General features: G+C 68.0%; 24 protein-coding genes and 1 riboswitch. Of the genes, 11 read left to right on the top strand and 13 right to left on the bottom strand.

Annotation, left to right across the window (positions count from 1 at the left end; translation table 11 throughout):
* Positions 1–8 precede the first annotated feature (8 nt).
* Together L2U69_RS14490 and L2U69_RS14485 are read right to left on the bottom strand one after the other, a co-directional pair.
* Positions 9–584, bottom strand: coding sequence for a bactofilin family protein (locus L2U69_RS14490; protein WP_236107834.1), 576 nt, complete (start codon positions 582–584; stop codon positions 9–11).
* A 258-nt stretch (positions 585–842) separates the two neighbouring features.
* Complete coding sequence (locus L2U69_RS14485) at positions 843–1,538, bottom strand: EI24 domain-containing protein (protein ID WP_236107833.1); 696 nt, start codon at positions 1,536–1,538, stop codon at positions 843–845.
* A 112-nt stretch (positions 1,539–1,650) separates the two neighbouring features.
* Here L2U69_RS14485 and L2U69_RS14480 point away from each other — a divergent pair, with 112 nt between their 5' ends.
* Both L2U69_RS14480 and L2U69_RS14475 read left to right on the top strand, forming a co-directional pair.
* Positions 1,651–2,643, top strand: a complete 993-nt coding sequence (locus tag L2U69_RS14480) for an adenosine kinase (RefSeq protein ID WP_236107832.1) — start codon at positions 1,651–1,653, stop codon at positions 2,641–2,643.
* A 141-nt stretch (positions 2,644–2,784) separates the two neighbouring features.
* Positions 2,785–2,979, top strand: a riboswitch (yybP-ykoY riboswitch).
* A 15-nt stretch (positions 2,980–2,994) separates the two neighbouring features.
* A complete protein-coding gene (locus L2U69_RS14475) occupies positions 2,995–3,573 on the top strand; it encodes a TMEM165/GDT1 family protein (RefSeq protein ID WP_236107831.1) in 579 nt (192 codons plus the stop codon).
* Here L2U69_RS14475 and L2U69_RS14470 read toward each other — a convergent pair.
* Entirely contained in the window at positions 3,561–4,967 is a 1,407-nt protein-coding gene (locus L2U69_RS14470) for a spinster family MFS transporter (protein WP_236107830.1), read from the bottom strand. The two genes, L2U69_RS14475 and L2U69_RS14470, sit on opposite strands and share 13 nt — an antisense overlap.
* A gap of 147 nt (positions 4,968–5,114) precedes the next feature.
* Here L2U69_RS14470 and L2U69_RS14465 point away from each other — a divergent pair, with 147 nt between their 5' ends.
* Positions 5,115–7,088, top strand: a complete 1,974-nt coding sequence (locus tag L2U69_RS14465; protein ID WP_236107829.1) for a vWA domain-containing protein — start codon at positions 5,115–5,117, stop codon at positions 7,086–7,088.
* Positions 7,089–7,169: 81 nt separating this feature from the next.
* On the opposite strand, the gene L2U69_RS14460 is transcribed toward L2U69_RS14465, so the two are convergent.
* The 4 genes from L2U69_RS14460 to ddpX form a co-directional block, all read right to left on the bottom strand.
* Entirely contained in the window at positions 7,170–7,790 is a 621-nt protein-coding gene (locus L2U69_RS14460; protein ID WP_329605407.1) for a YdeI/OmpD-associated family protein, read from the bottom strand.
* 87 nt (positions 7,791–7,877) lie between these two features.
* On the bottom strand, positions 7,878–8,864 hold the full coding sequence (locus L2U69_RS14455) for a DUF6635 family protein (protein WP_236107827.1): 987 nt from the start codon (positions 8,862–8,864) through the stop codon (positions 7,878–7,880).
* A gap of 8 nt (positions 8,865–8,872) precedes the next feature.
* The gene (locus L2U69_RS14450) at positions 8,873–9,319 is read right to left on the bottom strand and encodes a Rap1a/Tai family immunity protein (RefSeq protein ID WP_236107826.1); all 447 of its coding nucleotides are present in this window, start codon (positions 9,317–9,319) and stop codon (positions 8,873–8,875) included.
* A gap of 65 nt (positions 9,320–9,384) precedes the next feature.
* The gene (gene ddpX, locus L2U69_RS14445; protein WP_236107825.1) at positions 9,385–9,939 is read right to left on the bottom strand and encodes a D-alanyl-D-alanine dipeptidase; all 555 of its coding nucleotides are present in this window, start codon (positions 9,937–9,939) and stop codon (positions 9,385–9,387) included.
* A 158-nt stretch (positions 9,940–10,097) separates the two neighbouring features.
* Here ddpX and L2U69_RS19285 point away from each other — a divergent pair, with 158 nt between their 5' ends.
* The 6 genes from L2U69_RS19285 (at position 10,098) to L2U69_RS14415 (ending at position 15,291) form a co-directional block, all read left to right on the top strand.
* Positions 10,098–10,862: a DUF1295 domain-containing protein gene (locus L2U69_RS19285; protein ID WP_236107824.1), complete on the top strand. Its 765-nt coding sequence runs from the start codon at positions 10,098–10,100 to the stop codon at positions 10,860–10,862.
* An 11-nt stretch (positions 10,863–10,873) separates the two neighbouring features.
* Positions 10,874–11,257: a hypothetical protein gene (locus L2U69_RS14435; protein WP_236107823.1), complete on the top strand. Its 384-nt coding sequence runs from the start codon at positions 10,874–10,876 to the stop codon at positions 11,255–11,257.
* Positions 11,258–11,343: 86 nt separating this feature from the next.
* A complete protein-coding gene (hslV, locus tag L2U69_RS14430; protein WP_268967402.1) occupies positions 11,344–11,892 on the top strand; it encodes an ATP-dependent protease subunit HslV in 549 nt (182 codons plus the stop codon).
* A complete protein-coding gene (hslU, locus tag L2U69_RS14425) occupies positions 11,889–13,196 on the top strand; it encodes an ATP-dependent protease ATPase subunit HslU (RefSeq protein ID WP_268967401.1) in 1,308 nt (435 codons plus the stop codon). The genes hslV and hslU overlap by 4 nt, the downstream gene beginning before the upstream one ends.
* Before the next feature lie 128 nt (positions 13,197–13,324).
* The gene (locus tag L2U69_RS14420; RefSeq protein ID WP_236107822.1) at positions 13,325–14,116 is read left to right on the top strand and encodes a hypothetical protein; all 792 of its coding nucleotides are present in this window, start codon (positions 13,325–13,327) and stop codon (positions 14,114–14,116) included.
* 176 nt (positions 14,117–14,292) lie between these two features.
* On the top strand, positions 14,293–15,291 hold the full coding sequence (locus L2U69_RS14415; protein ID WP_236107821.1) for a hypothetical protein: 999 nt from the start codon (positions 14,293–14,295) through the stop codon (positions 15,289–15,291).
* Between the two features lie 99 nt (positions 15,292–15,390).
* On the opposite strand, the gene L2U69_RS14410 is transcribed toward L2U69_RS14415, so the two are convergent.
* From L2U69_RS14410 to L2U69_RS14400, 3 genes are all read right to left on the bottom strand, one after another.
* Complete coding sequence (locus L2U69_RS14410) at positions 15,391–15,621, bottom strand: hypothetical protein (protein ID WP_236107820.1); 231 nt, start codon at positions 15,619–15,621, stop codon at positions 15,391–15,393.
* A gap of 357 nt (positions 15,622–15,978) precedes the next feature.
* Positions 15,979–16,854 (bottom strand): alpha/beta fold hydrolase, encoded by an 876-nt coding sequence (locus L2U69_RS14405; protein WP_236107819.1) that lies wholly within the window; start codon positions 16,852–16,854, stop codon positions 15,979–15,981.
* On the bottom strand, positions 16,851–17,417 hold the full coding sequence (locus L2U69_RS14400; protein WP_236107818.1) for a winged helix-turn-helix transcriptional regulator: 567 nt from the start codon (positions 17,415–17,417) through the stop codon (positions 16,851–16,853). The genes L2U69_RS14405 and L2U69_RS14400 overlap by 4 nt, the downstream gene beginning before the upstream one ends.
* A 187-nt stretch (positions 17,418–17,604) precedes the next feature.
* Here L2U69_RS14400 and L2U69_RS14395 point away from each other — a divergent pair, with 187 nt between their 5' ends.
* Positions 17,605–18,072: a nuclear transport factor 2 family protein gene (locus L2U69_RS14395; RefSeq protein ID WP_236107817.1), complete on the top strand. Its 468-nt coding sequence runs from the start codon at positions 17,605–17,607 to the stop codon at positions 18,070–18,072.
* A 163-nt stretch (positions 18,073–18,235) separates the two neighbouring features.
* Positions 18,236–18,709 carry a hypothetical protein gene (locus L2U69_RS14390; protein ID WP_236107816.1) on the top strand — a complete coding sequence of 158 codons (474 nt, stop codon included), beginning with the start codon at positions 18,236–18,238 and terminating at the stop codon, positions 18,707–18,709.
* 2 nt (positions 18,710–18,711) lie between these two features.
* Here L2U69_RS14390 and L2U69_RS19280 read toward each other — a convergent pair whose 3' ends face one another.
* Genes L2U69_RS19280 through L2U69_RS14375 form a run of 3 tightly spaced genes read right to left on the bottom strand, consistent with a single transcriptional unit; the run spans position 18,712 to position 21,213 of the window.
* On the bottom strand, positions 18,712–19,284 hold the full coding sequence (locus L2U69_RS19280) for a Smr/MutS family protein (protein ID WP_236107815.1): 573 nt from the start codon (positions 19,282–19,284) through the stop codon (positions 18,712–18,714).
* The gene (gene mltA, locus L2U69_RS14380) at positions 19,281–20,504 is read right to left on the bottom strand and encodes a murein transglycosylase A (RefSeq protein WP_236107814.1); all 1,224 of its coding nucleotides are present in this window, start codon (positions 20,502–20,504) and stop codon (positions 19,281–19,283) included. The genes L2U69_RS19280 and mltA overlap by 4 nt, the downstream gene beginning before the upstream one ends.
* 19 nt (positions 20,505–20,523) lie before the next feature.
* Entirely contained in the window at positions 20,524–21,213 is a 690-nt protein-coding gene (locus L2U69_RS14375; protein WP_236107813.1) for a Tim44/TimA family putative adaptor protein, read from the bottom strand.
* Between the last annotated feature and the right edge of the window lie 86 nt (positions 21,214–21,299).

The following is a 21,299-nucleotide window of genomic DNA, read 5'->3' as shown; positions in this document are numbered from 1 at the left end:
CGGCAGCGTCAGGCGGAGCCGTCCGCCGCCGGGGACACCGGAAAGGTGACCTGGGACGGCATGCTGGGCTTCGGCGCGGCCTGGGCCGGCTCCGGCGCGGGCGCCGGCACCAGTTCGGGCGCCGCTTCGGCCGCCGGCTTGGCATCCTTGCCCTCGACCGTGTTGATGTCGCCGACCAGTTCGCCGCCGCATTCGATCTCGAGCTGGCCATAGCGGATCTTGCCCTTCACCCGGCCCGTGGCGCGGATGAGCAAGCGGCCGCGACACAGCAGGTCACCTTCGAAGGTGCCGCCGATCAGCGCCTCGTCGATCTCGGCCGCGCCCTTGAAGACGCCGGTCGAGGTGATCTCGATCACTCGGCTGTCGGTCAGGGTGGCGTCGACCCGGCCTTCGACCACCAGCTTGTCGCAGGCCGTGATCTGGCCGGACAGCACGATGTTGCGGCCGACGATCAGCTTCTTGTCGTCGGACGTCGGCGGCGCGGCGGGCGAGGGCGCCTGCACGAGCGGGCGGGACATGCCCGGCAGGTCGGGGGTGCGGCGGGCGATTTCGGGGCGGAAACCGGTCGAGTCGTTGTCGGCCATGGTGGGCGAGCCTTGCTGCGGGTTGGACGAGGTTGAGGAAGTCGGGCGAGCGGCCGGCGCGGTGAAGGCGGAAGACGGCCTGGGTTGCGCAGGGGGGGTCGGGGATGAATCCGGGGTCCCGCTTCGTTTTCCGAACATGTCTGTCTCCGTGAATCCGTACTCGGTCGTCGTTTCGAACGAATGTCGTTCTTCGTCTGTTGGTTTTCCGGCGGCGGGGCCACCGGCGCGGTCCTCGGTTCGTGGGCGGGCGCCCTGTCTCTATTTCATCCCCCGGGCCCGGCCGAGCCGCACCCCGCGTTCGAGATGCAGCATGGCCGCGACCGTAACCAGCGGCGCGATCAGACTGACGATCGGCACCACCATCAGGCCGGTCCCCAGCAGACCGGCGCCGAAAGCGAGTCCGCGATGGGCCCGGCGCAAACGGGCCGCATCGGCGGCCGAGGCATGCCGCATGGCGACCTGCTCGAAATACTCACGGCCGACAAGATAGCCGTTGAGCAGCAGAAACACCAAGATATTGATGATCGGAAGTAGCAAACCGACCAATTGCAGCGGCAGCGCCAGAATATTGAGCACCAGCGCGATAACGAGGAAGCGCAGCCCCGAGACCAGCCCCTCGGTGAAGCCGACATCCCGCCCCGGCGGATCCCGGGGATAGTCGCGCGCCGCCACCCTGGCCGCCGCCTCGTCGAGGAAGAGGGATTGCAGGGTGGTCATGACCACCGGAAAGAAGAAGGCGAGACCGATCGCGGTGAGCACGCCACCGAGGATGCGGATCGTCTCGTCCAGCCATTCCCACCCGGTCGAGGGCGCGAAGCCGAGCCCCTGATAGGCGGCCCAGACCAGCACCGCCGTCAACAGAAGCCCGAGGCCGAGGACCCGCCACAGGATGGCGCGCAGCGGCGGCGACAAGGCGTCCTCCAGCCCCTTCAGAAAGGCGGCGATCAGCGACATGCGGGCTTCCTCCTCGCTCGGGTGAAACTGGACGGCCGTTGCGCCATCCTTATACTGCGCCCCGATTTGCATGGGCCCGGTTTATATGGGTCCGATCGAAGTGGGAACGAAGATGACGATGACGGATTTCGATATCCTCGGGATCGGCAATGCCATCGTGGACGTGCTGGCGCCGGCGGACGATGCCTTCCTCGACCGCGAGGATCTGGTGAAGGGCTCCATGACCCTGATCGACGCCGACCGCGCCGACGCGCTCTATGGCCGGATGGCCGCGGGCGTCGAGGCGTCGGGCGGGTCGGCCGCCAACACGCTGGCCGGCCTCGCCTCGCTCGGCGCGCGCGCGGCCTTCGTCGGGCGCGTGCGCGACGACGATCTCGGCAAGGTCTTCGCCCATGACATACGGGCCGTCGGCGTCGCCTTCGACACGCCCGCCGCGACCGAGGGCCCGGGCACCGCCCGCTGCCTCGTCATGGTCACGCCGGATGCCCAGCGCACCATGGCGACCTATCTCGGCGCCTGCGTCGGCCTCGGCCCCGACGACGTCGATCCCGAAAAGGTCGCCGCCGCCGAAATCACCTATCTCGAGGGTTACCTGTGGGATCCCGAAAACGGCAAGGCCGCCTTCAGGAAGGCGATCACCTGCGCCCATGAGGCGGGAAGGCGCGTCGCCCTCTCGTTGTCGGACGCCTTCTGCGTCCATCGCTGGCGCGGCGAATTCCTCGATCTCCTGAGCAACGGCGCCGTCGACATTCTCTTCGCCAACGAAAGCGAGATCGCCGCCCTGTTCGAGACCGGCGATTTCGACACCGCCCTCCAGGCCGCAAGGGCGCTGGGCATCACCGCCGCCCTGACCCGCAGCGAGAAGGGTTCCGTCGCCATCGCCGGGGACGAGGTTCATGTGATCGATGCCGTTACGCCGGAGAAGATCGTGGATTCGACCGGCGCCGGCGATCTCTTCGCCGCCGGCTTCCTGTTCGGCCTGACCCGCGATCTCGGGCTTGCCCGCGCCGCCCGCCTCGGCTCGCTCTGCGCTGCCGAAGTGCTGGCCCATTACGGCCCGCGCCCCCAGGTGACCCTCGCCGACTTCGTCGCCGGGCGGTATTGATCCGATTTACAGATCGTCATCCCGGCGAAAGCCGGGATCTCTCGACGAGAAGGCGCTCTTTCCTGAGAAAGATCCCGGCCTCCGCCGGGATGACGGGCTGGATGGACGATCCATTTTTCTTGTCGGGGCGATCGCGCTCCGCTATTGCTGGGACGTCATTGGGGAGTAGCCGCCCGCGTGCTCGGCGGGGGATGCGTCAACAGACTTGAGCCTTTGAATCCCTTCACAGGCTCATGGCGTATCCGGCGACAGCTTGGCGAGACCTTTGGCAGGTCCGCGTCCGTCCTTGCAGGGTCGGGCAACGCGGCTTGCCATCGGTTGTTCGCCCGACCCTGCGCCCGTGCCGTCACCATGGAAGCCTTTCTCGTCTCGACCGGTGTCGTCGCCATCGCCGAAATCGGCGACAAGACGCAATTGCTGGCCATCCTGCTGGCCAGCCGGTTCCGCAAGCCCTGGCCCATCGTCGCCGGCATCTTCGCCGCGACCGTCGCCAATCACCTGCTGGCGGCGAGCGTCGGCACGCTGATCGCGGATTTTCTGGGCGGCGAGGGATTGCGCTGGATCCTGGGCGCGGGCTTCGTCGCCATGGGGCTCTGGGCGCTGGTGCCCGACAAGATGGACGACGACGCCGGCCCCGGGGCCGGGGCCGGCCGCATGGGCGCCTTCATGGCGACCCTGGTGGCCTTCTTCCTGGTCGAGATGGGCGACAAGACCCAGGTCGCCACCGTTGCCCTGGCGGCGCGCTTCGGCGATCTGGTCGCCGTCACCATGGGCACCACCTTCGGCATGATGCTGGCCAATGTCCCCGCCGTCTTCCTGGGCGAGGCGGTGACGCGTGTGGTGCCGCTCGCCTATGTGCGGGCGGCCGCCGCCGCGATCCTGATCGCGGTCGGCGCCTTTACCTTGATCTTCGGGCTTCAGGCCGTATAGGCCTTCACCCGCTCGAGACTGGCACGATAGGGCCGGCAGCCTGCCAGCAGCACGAGGCCCGCCATCGGCAGCGCGACGCCGCCGATCAGGGCCAGCGAATAGCCGACCATGTTCTCGTCCCGGAACACGAAGTCGGTGGCGAGCGCCACCGCCGTCGGCCCGAGACCGAGACCGATCAGATTGACGATGAACAGATAGACGGCGGAAGCCTGGCCGCGCATCTGGTTCGGCATGATCTCGGCGATGGCGGCGGGCGCCGCGCCGAAGCACATCGTGAAGAAGAAGACCGAACCGATGGAGACGGCGAGCGCCAGACTGCCGTCGCCGATGAAGGGCAGCGCGATCGAGAACGGCGTGCCGCAGAAGGCGGCCAGGATACCGACCCGAAGCCGGCCGTCGCTCATGCCGCGTGCCTTCAGCACGTCGCCCAGCCAGCCGCCGCCGATCACGCCGACGACGCCGGCGGTGAGCTGGACGACGCCAAAGGCGAGGCCGATCTCGGACGGCGTCCAGCCGTGTGTGCGGATGAAGAAGGACGGGATCCAGGTCGCGACGCCGTAGCCGACGAGGGCGAGCAGGGCGAAGCCGACGTTGTGGCACAGCACGGCGCCCGCATTGCCCTTGATATAGGCGACGACCTCGCGCACCGGCACATCCTCGGCCTTCAGGCTGCCGTCGGCCTGACGCACCGCCTTGATGCCCCGGCGCACCGGCTCGCGCACGGTGAACAGCAGAAGCGCCATCAGGATGCCCGGCAGACCGACGACGAAGAACACCACCTGCCAGGCATAGACTTCGCCGACGATGGGCAGCACCGTGTGCTCGGCCCCCGAAACCAGGCCGACCACCAGCCCGCCGAAGATATAGGCAAGGCCCGAGCCGACGAAGATGCCCATGTTGTAGACACCCATGGCCGTACCCATGCGATTGGGCGGGAAATAATCCGCCACCAGGGAATAGGCCGCGGGCGACAAGGCCGCCTCGCCGACACCGACGCCGATACGCGCCAGGAACAGATGCCAGAATTTGGTGGCCAGACCGCAGGCGGCGGTGAACACGCTCCAGACCACGATGCCGATGGCGATGATGCCGCGCCGGCTGCGCTTGTCGACCATGCGCCCGATGGGCAGGCCGAGGAACGTATAGAAGAGGGCGAAGGCGAGGCCGGCGAGCAGGCTCATCTCCGTATCCGAGATGGCGAGGTCGCGTTTGATCGGCCCGACCAACAGATTGAGGATCTGGCGGTCGATGAAGGAAATCGTATAGGCCAGCATCAGGACGCCGACCACATACCAGGCATAGCGCGGATTGGGATAGGGCGGTTCGGTCGCGGCCGGGTTTTCGGCCAGGGGTGATTCCGTCCGCGCGGCGGCGGACTCGGAACGCAACGACATGTTCCCTCCTCTTTATTCTTATCGTCGTCGTTATCTTTATGTGACCACCGTCATTGCGCGCGGCGGCCTGATATCCTACCCGGCGACATGGCCTGTTGTCGCGGCAATTGACGTTGCGGCAGCAAGCACCCGACGGAAGGAAAAGACATGAACGGATTGGGCAGGCTCTGGTCGGCCATCGTCCTCGGTCTCGCCATGGCCGTCGCCGGTCTCGGGCCCGCGCGGGCACAGGACGGCGCCAAGGCCATTCTGGTGCTCGATGCCTCGGGCAGCATGTGGGGCCAGATCGACGGCAAGTCGAAATGGGAGATCGCCGAGGAAGCGGTCGCCGATCTGGTGAACGGCTGGAACAAGGACATCGCCCTCGGGCTCACGGTCTATGGCCATCGCACCAAGGGCGCCTGCGACGACATCGAGGATGTGATCCCGGTCGGTCCGGTCGATGCCCAGCACTTCAAGCAGGTGATCGACAAGCTGTCGCCCAAGGGCAAGACGCCGATGACCGCCGCCGTGCGCCGCGCCGCCGAGGCGCTGAAGTTCACCGAGGAACAGGCGACCGTGATCCTGGTTTCGGACGGCAACGAGACCTGCGGCCTCGACCCTTGCGCCATCGCCAGCGAATTGGAACGCCTGGGCGTCGATTTCACCGCCCATGTCATCGGCTTCGACATCCGGGACAAGGCGACCGTCGACCAGCTCAAATGCATCGCCGACAATACGGGCGGCACCTTCGTCCAGGCCGACGATGCCGCCAGCCTGGGCGAGGCACTAACCACCGTGGCCGCCGCCACGGCGACGCCCGCGCCACCGCCACCCCCGCCGCCGGAACCCGCCCCGGCCCCGGTACCCAGCGGCAAACCGACCTTCAGCGCCGTCTATGCCGAAGGCCACAAGGTCGAGGAGAAGAGCCTGAGCTGGCGTCTCTATGCCGACGTGCCCGGCGCCGATCCCGCCACCGCCGACGTCGGCCGCCCGATCGACAGCGCCTATCGCGCCGTCTGGACGCCCGGCAAGGATCTCGAACCCGGCGACTATCTGGTCCGGGCCGAACTGGGCGGCGCCAAGATCACGGAGCGCATCACCCTGACCGGCGAGAAGCAGGATATCGTCATCGACCTGAAGGCCGCCGTGATCACCGCCCATGTGATCGACATGGAGGGTGGATCGGCGCCGGCCGGCCAGGTCGTCTGGCGCCTGTTCGCGGGCAGCCGGCAGGCCCAGAGCCTGACCAGGACCGAGGCGGTCTTCGTGGTGCCCGCGGGCGAATGGCGCCTGACCGCGACCAAGGACTTCGCCGTGGGCGAGACCGCACTCTCGGTCGAAGCGGGCGACCGGCCGGACGTCACCATCGTCCTCGATGCCGGCATCCTGAAGGCCGAGATGCGCCCCAGCGAGGACCAGCCGCCCGCCACCAAGGACGTGACCTGGAAGGTCTATCCGGAGGGCAGCGACCGGGCCGTGGCGACGATTTACGAACCCACGCCCGAGGTCATGCTGTCGGCCGGCACCTATCGGGTGACCGCGCGTCAGGGCGACACCACGGGCGAGGCCACGGTGGAGATCAAGCCGGGCGAGACCGCCACGCTCTCCCTCGTGCTCGGCGCCGGCGTGCTCCAGCCGACGGCGATCTTCGCCGAGGGTGCGCCGCCGCCGACCAAGGATCTGCGCTGGCAGGTCTTCGATGCCGCGACCGACCTCAGCGGCAAGCGCGGCCGGGCCCTCGTCACCTCCTACGACACCAAGCCCAACCTGATGCTGCCGTCCGGCCGATATTATGTCGTCGTGCGGACGGGCAGTGCCCAGGTCGGCTTGGAGGTCGAAGTGCCGGCGGGCGGTGTCGCCAGCCCCGTGCTGAACCTCGAAGCCGGCGCCATCCTGGGCGGCGCCACCGCGGGCGGCGCCAAACTGACCGAGAAGCTGACGTGGAACGTCTATCAGCTCATCGACAGCATGACCGGACAGGAGCGCAAACGCATCGAGACGAGTTACAGCGGGGAACCGGCCTGGATCGTCCCGGCCGGCACCTATGTCGTCACCGTCCGCTCGGGCGACAAGACGGTGGAAAGCGAAGTGACCGTCACCGCCGGCAAGCCGACGAGGGTGAGCCTGTCGTTCGACTAGACGTGATCCCGCGCACTGGCCCGTCGTCCAGGCCTCGTGCCTGGACGACAGAGCTGTTCCTCACGGCACCCTTCGGCGCCGTCAACGGTCCAGGGCGCCTTTTCCCGCGATGATCCTGTCGCGGAACTTGGCGATACGGCTCATGCGCGTCGCCGGCTGCTTGGCACCGTTCAGGTTGATCACATAGCTCTTGCGGCGGCCGGGCGTCAGGGCCTGAAACGCCATCGCGAGTTCCGGATCCGCCGCCAGGGCTTCGATCAATTCGTCGGGCATGTCGGGCTCGCTGTCGTCCTTCGGCACCTTCGCACCGGATGCCGCGAGATATTTCGCCTCGCCGAGATAGGCGACAAGCAGATCTCTCTCCGCCGCCGGCTGGCCGTTCGACGTGAAGCGGATCATGTTCGGATATTTTGTATTCGGCCCCTGGCGTTCCATGCGCCGCGCCGGATCCGTCATCAGCCCGGCGTCGAAGAAGCTGAGCCGGAAATCCCCGCGAAAGGCGCCGACGATCGCAATGTTCCGATCGGCATGGCGATAGCAGGGATGGCCCCATTTGAGCACTTCCTCGAGCCCCGCGCCCAGACAGATCCCACGCAACGCCTCCAGCCCTTCTCCCCATTGCCGGGTGGCGCAATCCGGTGTGTCGAAGCGATCGCATCGACCACATCCCTTCGTGAAATAAAGCTCGATGTCCGTAATCATGAGCGTTTCCTCGGGCGCTGGGGCGGCGCGGAAGGAATGCGCCAGTGGCCGCGTCTCCGTGACATTGTGATCGTCCGTCGCCCCTCATCAACCCCCCGCCATCAGCCGGCGCGCCAGTCGGGCGATGTCGATCAGGTCGACGACGCGGGCGATGTAATGGTCGCGCGGGTTGAAGGGCAGGCCTTCGCCGGTGGCCAGCGCCTGTTCCATGCCGTCGATCAGGCGGTGCAGGCGGCGCTGATGGAGGCCGAGGGCGCGTTGCGCGGGATCGGTCAGCACGCCCGAGAAGGCGGTGAGGACGGCGGCGCCCATGAACAGGCTGCCGGTCACCCCGGCGGTCAGGGCGGTGCCGGCGCTGGCCGGGAACCAGCCGTGCCAGACCCCGCCCAGGGTCGCCCCCAGGGGAAAGCTGGAGACGGCCGAGGCCTGTGCGATGGCGCCGGCCAGCACCGGCCCGAGGGAGAGCAGGCTGGGCGTCACCTGCTTGAAGGCGACGGCCCCGACCCCGAGGCTGGTCAGGGTGGTGGCGATATCCGCCGCCGCCACCCTTGTCGCGGCATAGCGCGCCAGCGCCCCGTCGAGGGCGGCGCGAAACGCCGGATCGTCCAGCCGGCGGCGCCGCGCCTCGGACAGAAGGTCGATGACCGCGGCGACCTCGGGTTCCGCCGCGAGCGCCCGGGCCATGCCGTCGGTGCCTTCGACCGACGGCGGCAGCAGGTCGAGGAGGTCGCGCTCGATCGCTTCGCCGAGCGCCCTGGCGACCGCCGTCTTCTGCAGCAGGTCGAGGCGTTTCAGCCGCTCGCCCGCCCGGCGCGCGCCCAGGCCGCCCAGGCTGGCGGCCATGGCCCGCACCCCGAGTTGCGGCACGGAGAGGAGGAGGTTGGCGGGGGCCCGCGCCAGATCCCAGCCGAGCGCCCGGCGATGCAGCGCGAGACTGCCGCGCAGGCTGAAATACCGGTCGACGAAATCGGGCACGCGCCGCCGGCAGTCATCTGCGTAGCTCGCGATCGCCCGGTCGACGATGCGCGACGCCCCCGCCCGGTCGAGGGCCGGCAGGGCGGGGACGGCGGTCATGGCGGCGCTCAGTTCTCGTAATCGGTATTGGGGCAGGGATGGCGGGCCCGAAGCGCCGCGCGCATCAGGGCATCCGCCGGCTGATCGTCGTATTCCGTGCGACCGCCGCCCCAGCCCAGAACCTCGTCCGCGATTTCCTGCCAGGTGAGGGTGCCGTTGATGCACATGACCTCGTCGTTCGGCACCAGCGGGCGCACCTTCTCGAGCTGAAAGAAATTCTTCATGTAGTCCTTGCAGCGCCGCGCCGCCGAACGGCTGCCCTCGCCCGGGGGATTGGACAGGGCCTTGCCGGCATCGCCGCAGACGGCATGGAAATCGGCGCCCGTGATGATTTCGCGCGGGCGGGTTTCCTGCGCCAGGGCCACGCCCGGAATCAGACCCACGCCCGGCATCAGGGCCGGGGCCGCCGCCAGCGCCAATACGGCCGCCGCCGTCAGCTTCGAAAATCGGTTCATTGCTCTCTCCCCTTTATTGTCTCGGCCATCCTCTCTTGGCCTTGTCTCTCGAATTTTTCGCGGACTCAGGCGCGGGGCATCAAGCCCGTGCCGGCGGCACTGTCCGACAACAGAGGATATCGGTCCGGGTCGGGCAGATTGTAGTGCCACCACTCGTGAATATTGTGGACGAAGCCCGCTTCGACCATGACCCCGATCAAGAGCAGGCGGTTGCGCCGCGCTTCGGCCGGGACCGGGGCCGCGTGATAGGAAAGCTCCGTCATCTCGTCGAAGCCGGTGCCCATGTCGAGCGGCTCTCCCGTCGGCGTGCACAGGGTGAGATCGACGGCGACACCCCGGCCATGGGTGGAACCGATGCGCGGGTCGGCGATGAAGGTCGGATCCGGCAGGGCGTGCCACAGCGCCCATTGCGCCTCGGTCGGGCGGAAACCGTCGAACACCAGAAGGTCGAGGCCGAGGGTCAGGGCGGCGGCGCGCGCCCGCCCGAAGGCCGCGGCGGCATCCGGATGCAGGAAACAGGCGGCGCGGCCATAGATTGGCCGCCCGGTGATATTGTTGGCCGTCGCATAGTCGAGGCGCTGGAAGGGGCCGGCGGGACCCGGCTTGATCTCGATGAGCATGATACCGATTGCGCAAGCTGCGGCGGCCGAACGGACCGGCCGCCCTGGGAAGGCGCCATGATCGCCACATGGGCCGGCACCGGCAAGGCCCCGCAAGGCCGCTGGACGGCGGGCAACGCGGGGCTGTAGGCTCTTCTCCAAATGGGGGAGGGGAAACCGTGGAAACGGCTTACTTCGCAGTGCTCGCGACGATCGCCGTCATGGGCGCCGGAACGCTGGCGACGACCTTGCGCACGGCCGGACCCTATGGCCGGCACATGACGCCGGCCCAGGGCGGCACCATGCCGGCCCTGCCCGCCTGGCTGCTGTTCGAAAGCCCGCAATGGTTCGCCTTCGCGCTCACCTTCTGGTGGCTGGCGCCGCCGGTCGACGGGCCGTCGGGCGTCATGCTGCTGATCTTCGGCCTGTGGCAGGCGCATTACGTCTATCGCGGGCTGATCTATCCGCTGCGCATGCGCGACCGGCACAAGCGCTTTCCCCTGGTCGCCGTCGTCTTCGGCTTCCTGTTCAACCTGCTGAACGGTTTCGCCAATGCCTATGCGGTCGGCCATGCCGCCCATCTGGCCGGCCCCGACTGGCTGATCGATCCCCGTTTCGTCGTCGGGCTGTGCCTCGCGATCTTCGGCTGGCTGGTGAACTTCCAGGCGGATTCGATCCTGATCAACCTGCGGGGCGATGGTTTTTCCGGCTATCGCATTCCGCACGGAGGGGCCTTCCGCTATGTCTCGGCCGCCAATTACTTCGGCGAGATCGTGATGTGGGCGGGTTTCGCCCTGATGTCCTGGACGCTTGCCGGGCTGGTGTTTCTGCTCTTCACCATGGCCAATCTGATGCCTCGCGCCGTCGCCCATCACCGCTGGTACCGCGACCATTTTCCCGACTATCCGAAATCCCGCCGGGCCGTGATCCCCGGCCTGTTGTGAGGAATGCCGCCATGACCGCCGCCCGCAGCATGATGTGGTTCTCGCTCTATATCCTGGCCGCCGGTCTGCCCATGGTGCTGGCGCCGGTGCTGATCCTCGACGTTCTCGGCCTGCCGCCGGAAGGGATCGACTGGATCCGCTTCCTCGGCGTCGTGGTGCTGATCGTCGGCTATTATTATTTCAACCTGTCGCGCACCAGGGTGGTCGCCTTCTTCTGCTGGAGCGTGCAGATGCGGCTCGCGATCGTGCCCGTGTTCGCGCTGCTGATCCTGCTGTTCGACATGCGCCCGCTCTACATCCTGTTCGTGGTGCCCGATTTCCTGGGCGCGGTCTGGACCTGGAGCCTGCTGCGGCGCGAGGGTGTGAATCCCTTCCGCTTCACGCCGAGCACCTGAGAACGCCCGATCGGGTCCATCGGTCTTGTGGCGCGGGCCACGATCGCTACATAAGAGCGACCGGACAAGACTGAGGACCCGATCCCTTGAGCGAAAAGACCCCCTCCTGGCACGGCACCACCATCCTGGGCGTGCGCAAAGGCAACAAGGTCGTGGTGGCCGGCGACGGTCAGGTCAGCCTGGGCCAGACCGTGATCAAGGGCAATGCGCGCAAGGTCCGCCGCATCGGCGGCGGCGCCATCGTGGCCGGCTTCGCCGGGGCGACCGCCGATGCCTTCACCCTGTTCGAGCGCCTAGAAGCGAAACTGGAGCGTTTTCCCGGCCAGCTCACCAGGGCCTGCGTCGAACTGGCCAAGGACTGGCGCACAGACCGCTATCTCCAGAAGCTCGAAGCCATGCTGATCGTCGCCGACGCGGACACCACCCTGGTGCTGACCGGCAATGGCGACGTGCTGGAACCCGACGGCGGCGTCACCGCCATCGGCTCGGGCGGGAACTTCGCCCTCTCGGCCGCCCGCGCCATGATGCCCTATGAAGAGGACGCCGAGGTGATCGCGCGGAAGGCGCTGGCGATCGCCGCCGACATCTGCGTCTACACCAACCACAATCTCACCGTCGAAGTCATTGAATCATGAGTGAATTTTCCCCGCGCGAGATCGTCTCGGAACTCGACCGCCACATCGTCGGCCAGGGCGACGCCAAGCGCGCCGTCGCCATCGCGCTGCGCAACCGCTGGCGCCGCCAGCAGCTGCCGGAGGATCTGCGCGACGAGGTCCTGCCCAAGAACATCCTGATGATCGGGCCGACCGGTGTCGGCAAGACCGAGATTTCGCGCCGCCTGGCCAAGCTCGCCAATGCGCCCTTCCTGAAGGTCGAGGCGACGAAATTCACCGAGGTCGGCTATGTCGGGCGCGACGTCGAGCAGATCGTGCGCGACCTCGTGGAGGTTTCGATCGCCCAGACCCGCGAGAAGCGCCGCCGCGACGTGCAGGCCCGCGCCGAACTGAACGCCGAGAACCGCGTGCTCGACGCCCTGGTGGGCGAGAGCGCGGGCAAGGACACGCGCGAGAAATTCCGCGCCAGGCTGCGCGCCGGCGAATTGGACGAGCGCGAGATCGAGGTCTCCGTCGCCGACAACGCCAGCCCCTTCGGCGCCATGGAGATCCCGGGCATGCCCGGCGGCTCGGTCGGCATGATGAATCTGGGCGACATGCTGGGCAAGGCCTTCGGCCAGCGCACCAAGCCGAAGCGCGTGACCGTGCGCGACAGCCACGCCCTGCTGCTGGCCGAGGAATCGGACAAGCTGCTGGACCAGGATTCGATCGTGCAGGAGGCGATCGCCCTGGCGGAGAACGCCGGCATCGTCTTCATCGACGAGATCGACAAGATCTGCGCAAGGGCCGAACGCCAGGGCGCCGACGTCTCGCGCGAAGGCGTGCAGCGCGACCTGCTGCCCCTGATCGAAGGAACGACGGTCACGACCAAGCATGGCGCGGTGAAGACCGACCATGTGCTGTTCATCGCTTCCGGCGCCTTCCATATCGCCAAGCCCGCCGACCTGCTGCCCGAGCTTCAGGGCCGGCTGCCGATCCGGGTCGAGCTGAAGGCGCTGTCCCAGGACGATTTCGAACGCATCCTGACCGAGCCGGAAACCAGCCTGATCCGCCAATATGTGGCGCTGATGGGCACCGAGGGGGTGACCCTGGACTTCACGGCCGACGGCATCGCCGAGATCGCCAAGGTGGCGGCCGAGGTGAACACGACGGTGGAGAACATCGGCGCGCGGCGCCTGCACACGATCCTGGAGCGGGTGCTGGACGAGATCAGCTTCACCGCCTCCGACCGCGCCGGCCAATCGGTGACGGTGGACGCCGCCTATGTCGCCGCCAATGTCGGCGCGCTCGCCGCCGACGCCGATCTCTCGAAGTTCATCCTCTGATCAGAGGGGTTTTCGGCCGAATCTCTTCATCCGCACAACTGTCGCATTGCCCCCTCGTCATCATTCCCGTACTGAATGTCCCTGGGCTATTTGCTCATTCTTGGCAAGAGTTGGCAGGGGCAATTCAAATGCAGATTTTCAACCTCGCCCGCCGCGGGGCGTTTCGGGTCTTTGCCCTGGCGGGTGTCGTCACCGTGGGCGGCTGCGTCAGCATCCTGGAAGGCACGTCGCAGGATATCGCGGTCAACACGACCCCGCCGGGCGCGCAATGCGACTTCTATCGCGAGGACAAGCCGATCGGCAGCCTGTCGTCGACGCCCGGCACCCTGACCGTCCGCAAGAGCAAGCACGACATCCTGATCCGCTGCAGGAAGGACGGCTATCAGGAAGCGACCTACAACAATCATTCGGGCGTCTCGTCCACCATCGCCGCCAATGTCGCGATGGATGTCGTGCTGACGCTGGGCGTCTCCTCGATCATCGATTCCGCCAACGGCGCCGACAATGAATACGACGGCGTGGTCGACATCCGCCTGGTGCCCGAGAACCCGGCGAGCAAGCCCGGGTCCTTCGCCGGCGCCATGATCGGCGATCGCACCGGCTATTTCGAGATGGCGGACGGCACGACCGCCGTCGCCTATTTCGCCGCCGACGGCACGCTGCGCCGCCGCCATGAAAATTGCGTGGATGAAGGCCGGTGGAACGCGGACGGGGTCACTCTCTGCTCCCGCGCCGGCAAGGAGACCCTCGACAGCTGCGTGAACGTGAGCGGCTCGCCGATCCAGCCGGAATTCTACGATACGGCGAATCCGGACACGATGAAGTTCCGCGCGACCCATCTTGCCGTCGGCGATGCCGAAAAGCTGATGGCGGCCCCGATCTGCGGAGAAAAAGACAAGGACAAGATGGCCCACGAATGAGGCCCGTCGCGACCGGCGGCCCCGGGCCGCCGGTCTCCCGAGGGCCGCATTGTCTTCATCGCGCTGCAATATGTCACCAATCGCGGCGCAACATCGGTATCCGGCCCCCTGATCGGCGCTTATGATCACCCTCGTGGGATTGTTCATTGACGACGGGGGGTCGGCATATGAGCGGCATGTCCAAGAGGATTCTCGTCCTCGTCACGCTGTCCGTCACCATGGGCGGCTGCCAATTCTTCGATAATGATTCGAGCACGCCGTTCGTCGCGGCCCTACCTGGTCTGCGCGGTTTCCTGCCGGCGGACGGCAGCGACATCCAGCCCGGCGCCCGGCTCTATCCCGGTCCGGGGGCGGAAGAGGGCCTGGGCGGGGCGCGCACGACGGCGCTGAACGCCGCCTATCACGAAGCGCGGCTGGCCGCCGCCGGCGCCGATACGGTGCTGACCCTGAACCGGCGGCCGGCGGCGGCCGCGTCGGAGATCGTCGCGACCTTCGGCCCGTCGGCGCCGGGCGGCGGCAATCTCGCCGACATCTCGGTCTTCGACACGGCCGACGTCACCGTCGGCGGGGCGCCCTTCGGCGCCGGCCGGGCGTTGCTCTACGACGGAACGCCATCGACGGTCCTGGAGCACATGAGCTTCGGCTATTGGGCCATCGTCGACACGGGAAGCGACACGATCCTCACGGCCGCCGGCGGCGCCATCGGCACGCCGGCGACGGATCTGGCGCCCGGTGCCGCCCTCGGCACCGCGACCTATCGGGGCCGGACGGTCGGCGGCATCGTCGATGTCGCGACGGCCGGCAATTTCCGCGTGCTCAGCGCCGACATCGTCCTGACGGCCGATTTCGCCGCCAGCCGCATGGACGCGGACATCACGGGCACGCGCCTCTCCGACCCGCTGAGCGGGGCCGACGTCGGGCCGGGGCCCGTGTTCCATTTCGAGGATGCCTCGCTGGTCAGCTTCGGCCCGCCGACGGCGGCCGGCTTCCAGGGCACCACCGACGACGGCACCTTCAACGCGACCATGGACGGGGCACCGCTGACGCCGGCCGGCGGCGCCTTCGCCGATCTCGCCGGCATCTTCTACGGGGGTGCGCTGAATGAAGTGGGGGGTGGCTGGTATGTCGTCACCCCCACGGACGAGGTCAGCGGCACCTTCGGCGCCGCGCGCTGAAGGTTCGGACCGTACCCGAAACAATTCGGGCGGCGACCGAAGCCGCCGCCCGCGCCACCGGACGGGGGATGAACACGTCCGGCGGCCGATGGCTGGAGGTCACTCCGCCGCGTGGCGGCGGGGACGGGTGGCGCGGACCATGCGTCGGACCGCGGTTTCGATCTGCTGGAGACGGCGAAAGCGGCTGCCGTCGAGCAGGTGGAAGCGGGCATCCGACGCCACGAAGACATAGGCATCGTCCTCGCGGATCGCGATGCCGGCGGCCAGATCATCGATTTCAATGGTAATCGCGGGTGCGGCGGCGAGTTCGCCGACGATTGCAAAGGACATGAGTTCCTCCTGTCGCCCGTCTTCTTCTAACCCGAATTGGTGACACTATCGGGAATGACGCCCGAATTATCGACCACAGGCCGGACAGAAATCCGTGACGGCGGTCAACTTGGTGACGGCCATCGGGGGACGGCAGGATTTGTATCGGCGTTCGAAGGCCTTCATCGGTTCGCTCCTTTCCTGAGGAACCACGAGCTTCTCGTGGCGCTTTAGCGGGGGTGACGCGGCGCAAGCTGAAACCATCAAATTCCGCGAGCCCGTGACGTGGGCCGGACGCAGGAAACCCTAGCAATTGCCGGGGCGGGGTCAATCTGATTCTACAACATGGCTCGATAGCATTTTTTTTATAACTTAATTCTACTGTGCAAAAAAGGCGCGCGCCAGGGCGACCGTATCGTCCAGCCGGTCGTGGTGGACCCAATGGCCCGCCTGCTCGAAGGCCTCCACCCGGGCATCCTGGAAGAAACCGATCTTGCCGTCGGCGACCGGATCGCCGGCCCAGCTTTCGGTGCCGCGCAGCAGCTGCACCGGGCAGGTGATGCGCGACCAGATCGCCCCCAATTCCTCGGGCGGGACCCAGGTCGGGCTGATCACCCGGACATAGGGATCATATTTCCACGACCAGGTGCCGTCCTCGTTCTGGCAGGCGGCGTGAAGCGCGAGGTGATGGGCCTGTTCGTCGGTCAGTCGCGTATTGGCGGCCTTCATGCGGGCGACGCAGTCGTCGAGGGTGGCGTAGCGGGGCGGGCGCTTGTGGGCGACGGCGCGGCAGCCTTCGACCCAATTGCGCAGCCGTTCGTGGAGCGGCATGTCGCCATGTTTCTTCAAGACCTCGGGCGAGGGGCCCCAGCCCTCGATGACCATCAGCCGTCTCACGCTTTCGGGATAGAGCCCGGCATAGAGCAGCGAGATCGCCCCGCCCCAACTGTGGGCCAGAATGTCGACCGGCGCCAGGCCGCGCTGGGCGACCAATTGCGCGAGATCCAGGATGAAGCCATGGGTCGGATAATGGCTGCCGGGGGCATGGTCGCTGTCGCCATGGCCGCGAAGATCCACCGCCATGACGTGGAAGCTCTCGCACAGGCGCTGGGCGACCCAATCCCAGCTTCGGCAATGGTCGTTGCCGCCATGGACCAGCAGCAGGGGCGGCGCCCCGTCGTTGCCCCAGTCGACGTAATGCAGCCGCAGACCCTGACTGACATAGCGGTGCGACGTCGGCCCCCATCCCTTCATGTCGGCTCCCCTTCGTTGTTTTCCGTTTCTTTGGTCGTCTTCGTGCGGGCCAGCATCTCGGCGATCATGCGCTCGCGCAGACGCACGGCGATCACCATGGTGCCGGGCTTGGCGGCACCGCCCGGGCCCGGCAGCGCCTCGACATCATCGGCCGTGATGGTCTGCCGGCATTCGGAGCAGCAGACCTCGGCCTCGAACTCATGGCCGCAGACGGCATGGCGAAAGCGCAGCGGGCTGCCTTCCGCCGGCCGGGCCCAGCGCTCGCCCCAGGCGGTCAGGGCCAGGATCGCCGGCACGAGGTCGCGCCCCGCCTCGGACAGGAAATAGGCATAGCGGGCGGGACGGCGGTGATAGATCCGCTTTTCGACGATGCCGTTGTCGATCAGGGTCCGCAGGCGCCGGGTCAGCAGATTGCGCGAGATGCCCAGGTCCTCGGCCAATTCGTCGAATTTCTCGATGCCGAGGAAGAGGTCGCGCACGATCAGCGGCGTCCACCAGTCGCCCATGACCTCGAGCCCGCGGGCGAGGGAACATTGCATCCGCGCGAAGCTGGTTCTCTGCATGACGCGATCCTAGTCGGTTGCCGGATTGAACTCAACGCGGGCGGTGTACGGGCCAAGCGACATGAATTGGCCCGATACGGCGACATGGCGTTTCGAGCCCTTGTCAGTCTCTAAATTGAACTCTATCGTCGCTGCATGGGTTTCTTTATTGAACCCGATTGATTTCCGCCCGTTTCGGAGAGCCGCCATGTATCACGCGATCGTGAGGGCCAAGGTTCGGCAATTGTTCGGCGCGGTGAACCGGGGCGACGCCGGCCCGGTGCTGAACACCTTCGCCCGCCGTTTCGAACATCGATTCCTGGGAGAGACGGCACTGGGCGGCACGCGCTCCAGTCTGGCGACGACGCGGCTCTGGTACGAGCGGCTCTATCGCCTGCTGCCGGACATTCATTTCGATCTCGGCACCATCACGGTCGCCGGCGCCCCGTGGAACACCCTGGTCAGTGTCGACTGGGTGGAGAGCAACAGCGGCACGGACGGCGTGCGCACCACGAACCGCGGCATCCACGTCATGCACCTGCGCTGGGGCCGGGCAGTCTGCCTGACCATCTGTCCCGACACCGTCGGCCTGGCCGCGACCCTGGCCCGCCTCGCCGCCCATGGCGAGGCGGAAGCGACGGCGCCGCCGATCACGGATCTCCTAAGCGCATCCTAAGCGGTGTGACGGCCGTCAACCGGCCGCTTGAATCCGGGCCCTCGGGCCCCGGATCCTCTTGCCGAAAGCCGGGCTCAGACCCCTTATCTCGCTCCCTCGGTGCCGCCGATGGCCCGGGCGCCGGCGGATTGCCGGCGTCGATATCAACCTGGAACGAGAGAAAATGCGCTTCCCCCATCTTGTCGGCCTCACGGCGATGATCGCCCTGGCCGGTGCCGCGACCCTGGCCGCCCCGACCACGGATCCGAGCGATCCGGTCGCCCGTGGCCGCTATCTGGTCCGTGTCGCCGGCTGCAACGACTGCCACACGCCGGGCTTCGGTCCCGCCGCAGGGGCCATCGACGAATCCCTATGGCTGACCGGCGACCGTCTCGGTCTGTCGGGGCCCTGGGGCACCACCTATGCCACCAACCTGCGCCTGCTGCTGGCCGCCATGACGGAAGACGAATGGGTCGGCCACGCCCGCCACCTGACCACGCGCCCGCCCATGCCCTGGTTCAACCTCCGCGCCATGAGCGAGGCGGACCTCCGTGCCATCCACGCCTATGTCACCGCCCTCGGCCCGGCGGGCGAACCGGCGCCCGAAGCCCTGCCGCCCGGCGAGACGCCCGAGGGCCCGGTGGTGCGCTTTCCCTGAAGTCAGTCGCGGGGACGGCGCAGCACGACATAGAGCGCGCCGTCGCCGCCGTGCTGGCGCTGGGCCGGATGCCAGCCGAGCACGCGGTGGCCATGGGCCGGCGCGTTCAGCCAGCGCGGCACCATCTGATAGAGGACGCCGTTCGGCGCCTCCTCGATCGGGCCGCGGCCACGGCCGGTGATGACCAGGACCGAGCGCAGGCCGGCGCCGTGGCATTGCACGATGAAGCGGTCGAGGGCGCGGTGGGCCATCTCCTGAGTCAGGCCGTGGAGATCGAGGCGGGCCTCGATCGGCAGTTCGCCGCGCACCAGCCGGCGCTGCTTGGCGCCATCCATATTGTGGATGCGAAGGCCCGGCGCCGGGGCCTCGCCCGTGGGCAGGACCTCCTCCGGGCTGACCACCCGGCGCGGGCGGGCGCCGGGCAGGGGCGCCAGGGCCGGCGCGACCTTGCCGCTGGCGATCGGCGCGACACCCTTCATCGCCGTCTCGAACAGGGTTTTTTCCGCCTCCGTCGGGGCGCGGCCGGGGAACATGCCGCGCGGCCCCTTCATCGGCCGGGGCTTCCTCGTGCTCACGACGCGGGTTCCGCCAATGCCGCCGCGACCGGCGCCGGCAGCAGGAACCACAGGCGGCCCTGCTGTTTCATGGCGCCCGCCAGGCGTTCCGCCTCGGCGCCAGCGCCGAAGAAGACGTCGCCGCGCACCGGCCCGCGAATGGCGCCGCCGGTATCCTGCGCCACCATCAGGCGGCGGTACGGCGCCGGCGCTTCGTCGCCCGCCGGCGGCAGCGTGGCGTCGAGCCAGACCGGCACGCCCATGGGATAGAACTTGCGATCGACCGCGAGCGAGCGGCCCGGCGTCAGCGCGACGCCCTGCGCCCCGATCGGCCCGGCACCGTCACCAAGATCACGGAAGAAGACATAGGACGGGTTGCGGTTCATCAGCGCCGCCGCCTGATCCGGATGGCCGTTCAGCCAATCCTTGATCGACTGCAGCGTGACCTTGCCGCGCTCCAGCATGCCGTCCTCGATCATCACCTTGCCGAGCGCCACATAGGCGTGGCCATTCTGCCCGGCATAGCCGACACGCATGATGCCGCCGTCGGCGAAACGCACCCGGCCCGAACCCTGGATCTCGAGAAAGAAGGCATCGACCGGCGAGGCGACCCAGGCCAATTCCAGCCCCTTGCCGTCGAGCGCGCCGGCGGTGATGGCGGCGCGGTCCTCATAGGGTTTCAGATGGCCGTCGACCACGCGCCCGGCGACGCGCCGGCCCTTGAAATCCGGGCTGAAGGCGCCGAGGTCGACCTGCACCAGATCGTCCGGCCGGCGGTAGAGCGGGGTCCGGTTGACCGCGTCCGCTTTCCGCGCGCCGAGGAGTTCCGGCTCGTAATAGCCGGTGAACAGGCCTTCGGCGGCGTCGCCGTTCAGGGCCTGGACCGGGCGGAAGCGATCTTCGAGGAAACGGCGCACCAGGGCGGCATCCGGCGCCTCGATCGCCTGGGCCTCGGTGCAGGCCGGGGTCCAGTCGGCGACGGTGCCGGCGATGCCGAGACCGGTTTCGGGCTTTCGCCGCAAGAGGCGCGCGCAGGACAGGCGGAACGCCGGCCAGGCTTCGTCCAGGCGATCCTCGTCCCAGCCCGGCAGATCGGCGAAACCGGCCGGTATCAGGACCAGACGATCCGGCGGTGCGGGCGGCGCCGCGTGTTCGGGCGCGAGACAGAGGGCGACGGCAAGGGCGGCGGCCACCGCGACGGCGCCGGCGGCAAGGGCCGGTAGCGGCGAACGGCGGGCCATGATGCGACGGGCGGACGGGTCAGGCTTCGGCGCCGGCCGCGGTCGCGATCAACTGCCAGTTCGGATCGCGGCTGCGGGTGTCGCGGGCGAAGGTCCAGACGTCGATCATGTCGCGCACGGCGGTCGGATGACCTTCGACCACGCGACCTTCCGCGTCACGCACGACCGAGGTGCCCTCGGCCATGAAGCGCACCGTGATCTCGGCGATGCGGCCCTTCATCACCGCCTTTTCGATGGTGGCGGACTTCAGGGCGGCGAGCTGATGCTCGGCGGTCTTGCCGGTGGCGCGGCGGTCGGCGATGACCTTGGAGAACCCGGCCATGACGTCCGGCGCCACCAGCGGCGCCAGTGTTTCCTCGTCGCCCCGGGCGAAGGCGCCGACGATCATCTCATAGGCATAGCGCGCGCCGGCCAGGAAGGAGTCCGGTTCGAAATTGCGGTCGGCGATGCGGATCTCGGTCAGGTTCGGGCCCGTGCGGGCGGCGATTTCCGCGTCGGTCTGGGGCTGGCGGCCCGGCAGGGGCACCACCCGGTCCTCGGGCGCGGGTGGCGTGGGGCCGGAGCGCGGCGGCTCGGACCGGGGGCGGGTGAAGGGATCGCGCTGCTGTTCCTCGCCCGTGCGCTGGCCGAGCACGCTCCACAGGCGGAAGCCGATGAAACCGGCCACCACCGCGAGAAAGAGAATATCCAGATACTCGAAACCGGCCATTCGACAGCTTTTCCCGGCGCCCGGCGCCGTGTTCGGGGTCGAGGCCAGCATAGACGCAGGCCCCGACCGAATCCAGAAATGAGGTT

The organism is Zavarzinia marina, from assembly GCF_021568905.1.
Taxonomy (GTDB): Bacteria; Pseudomonadota; Alphaproteobacteria; order Zavarziniales; family Zavarziniaceae; genus Zavarzinia; species Zavarzinia marina.
This window is presented reverse-complemented; position numbering and strand designations above follow the sequence as displayed.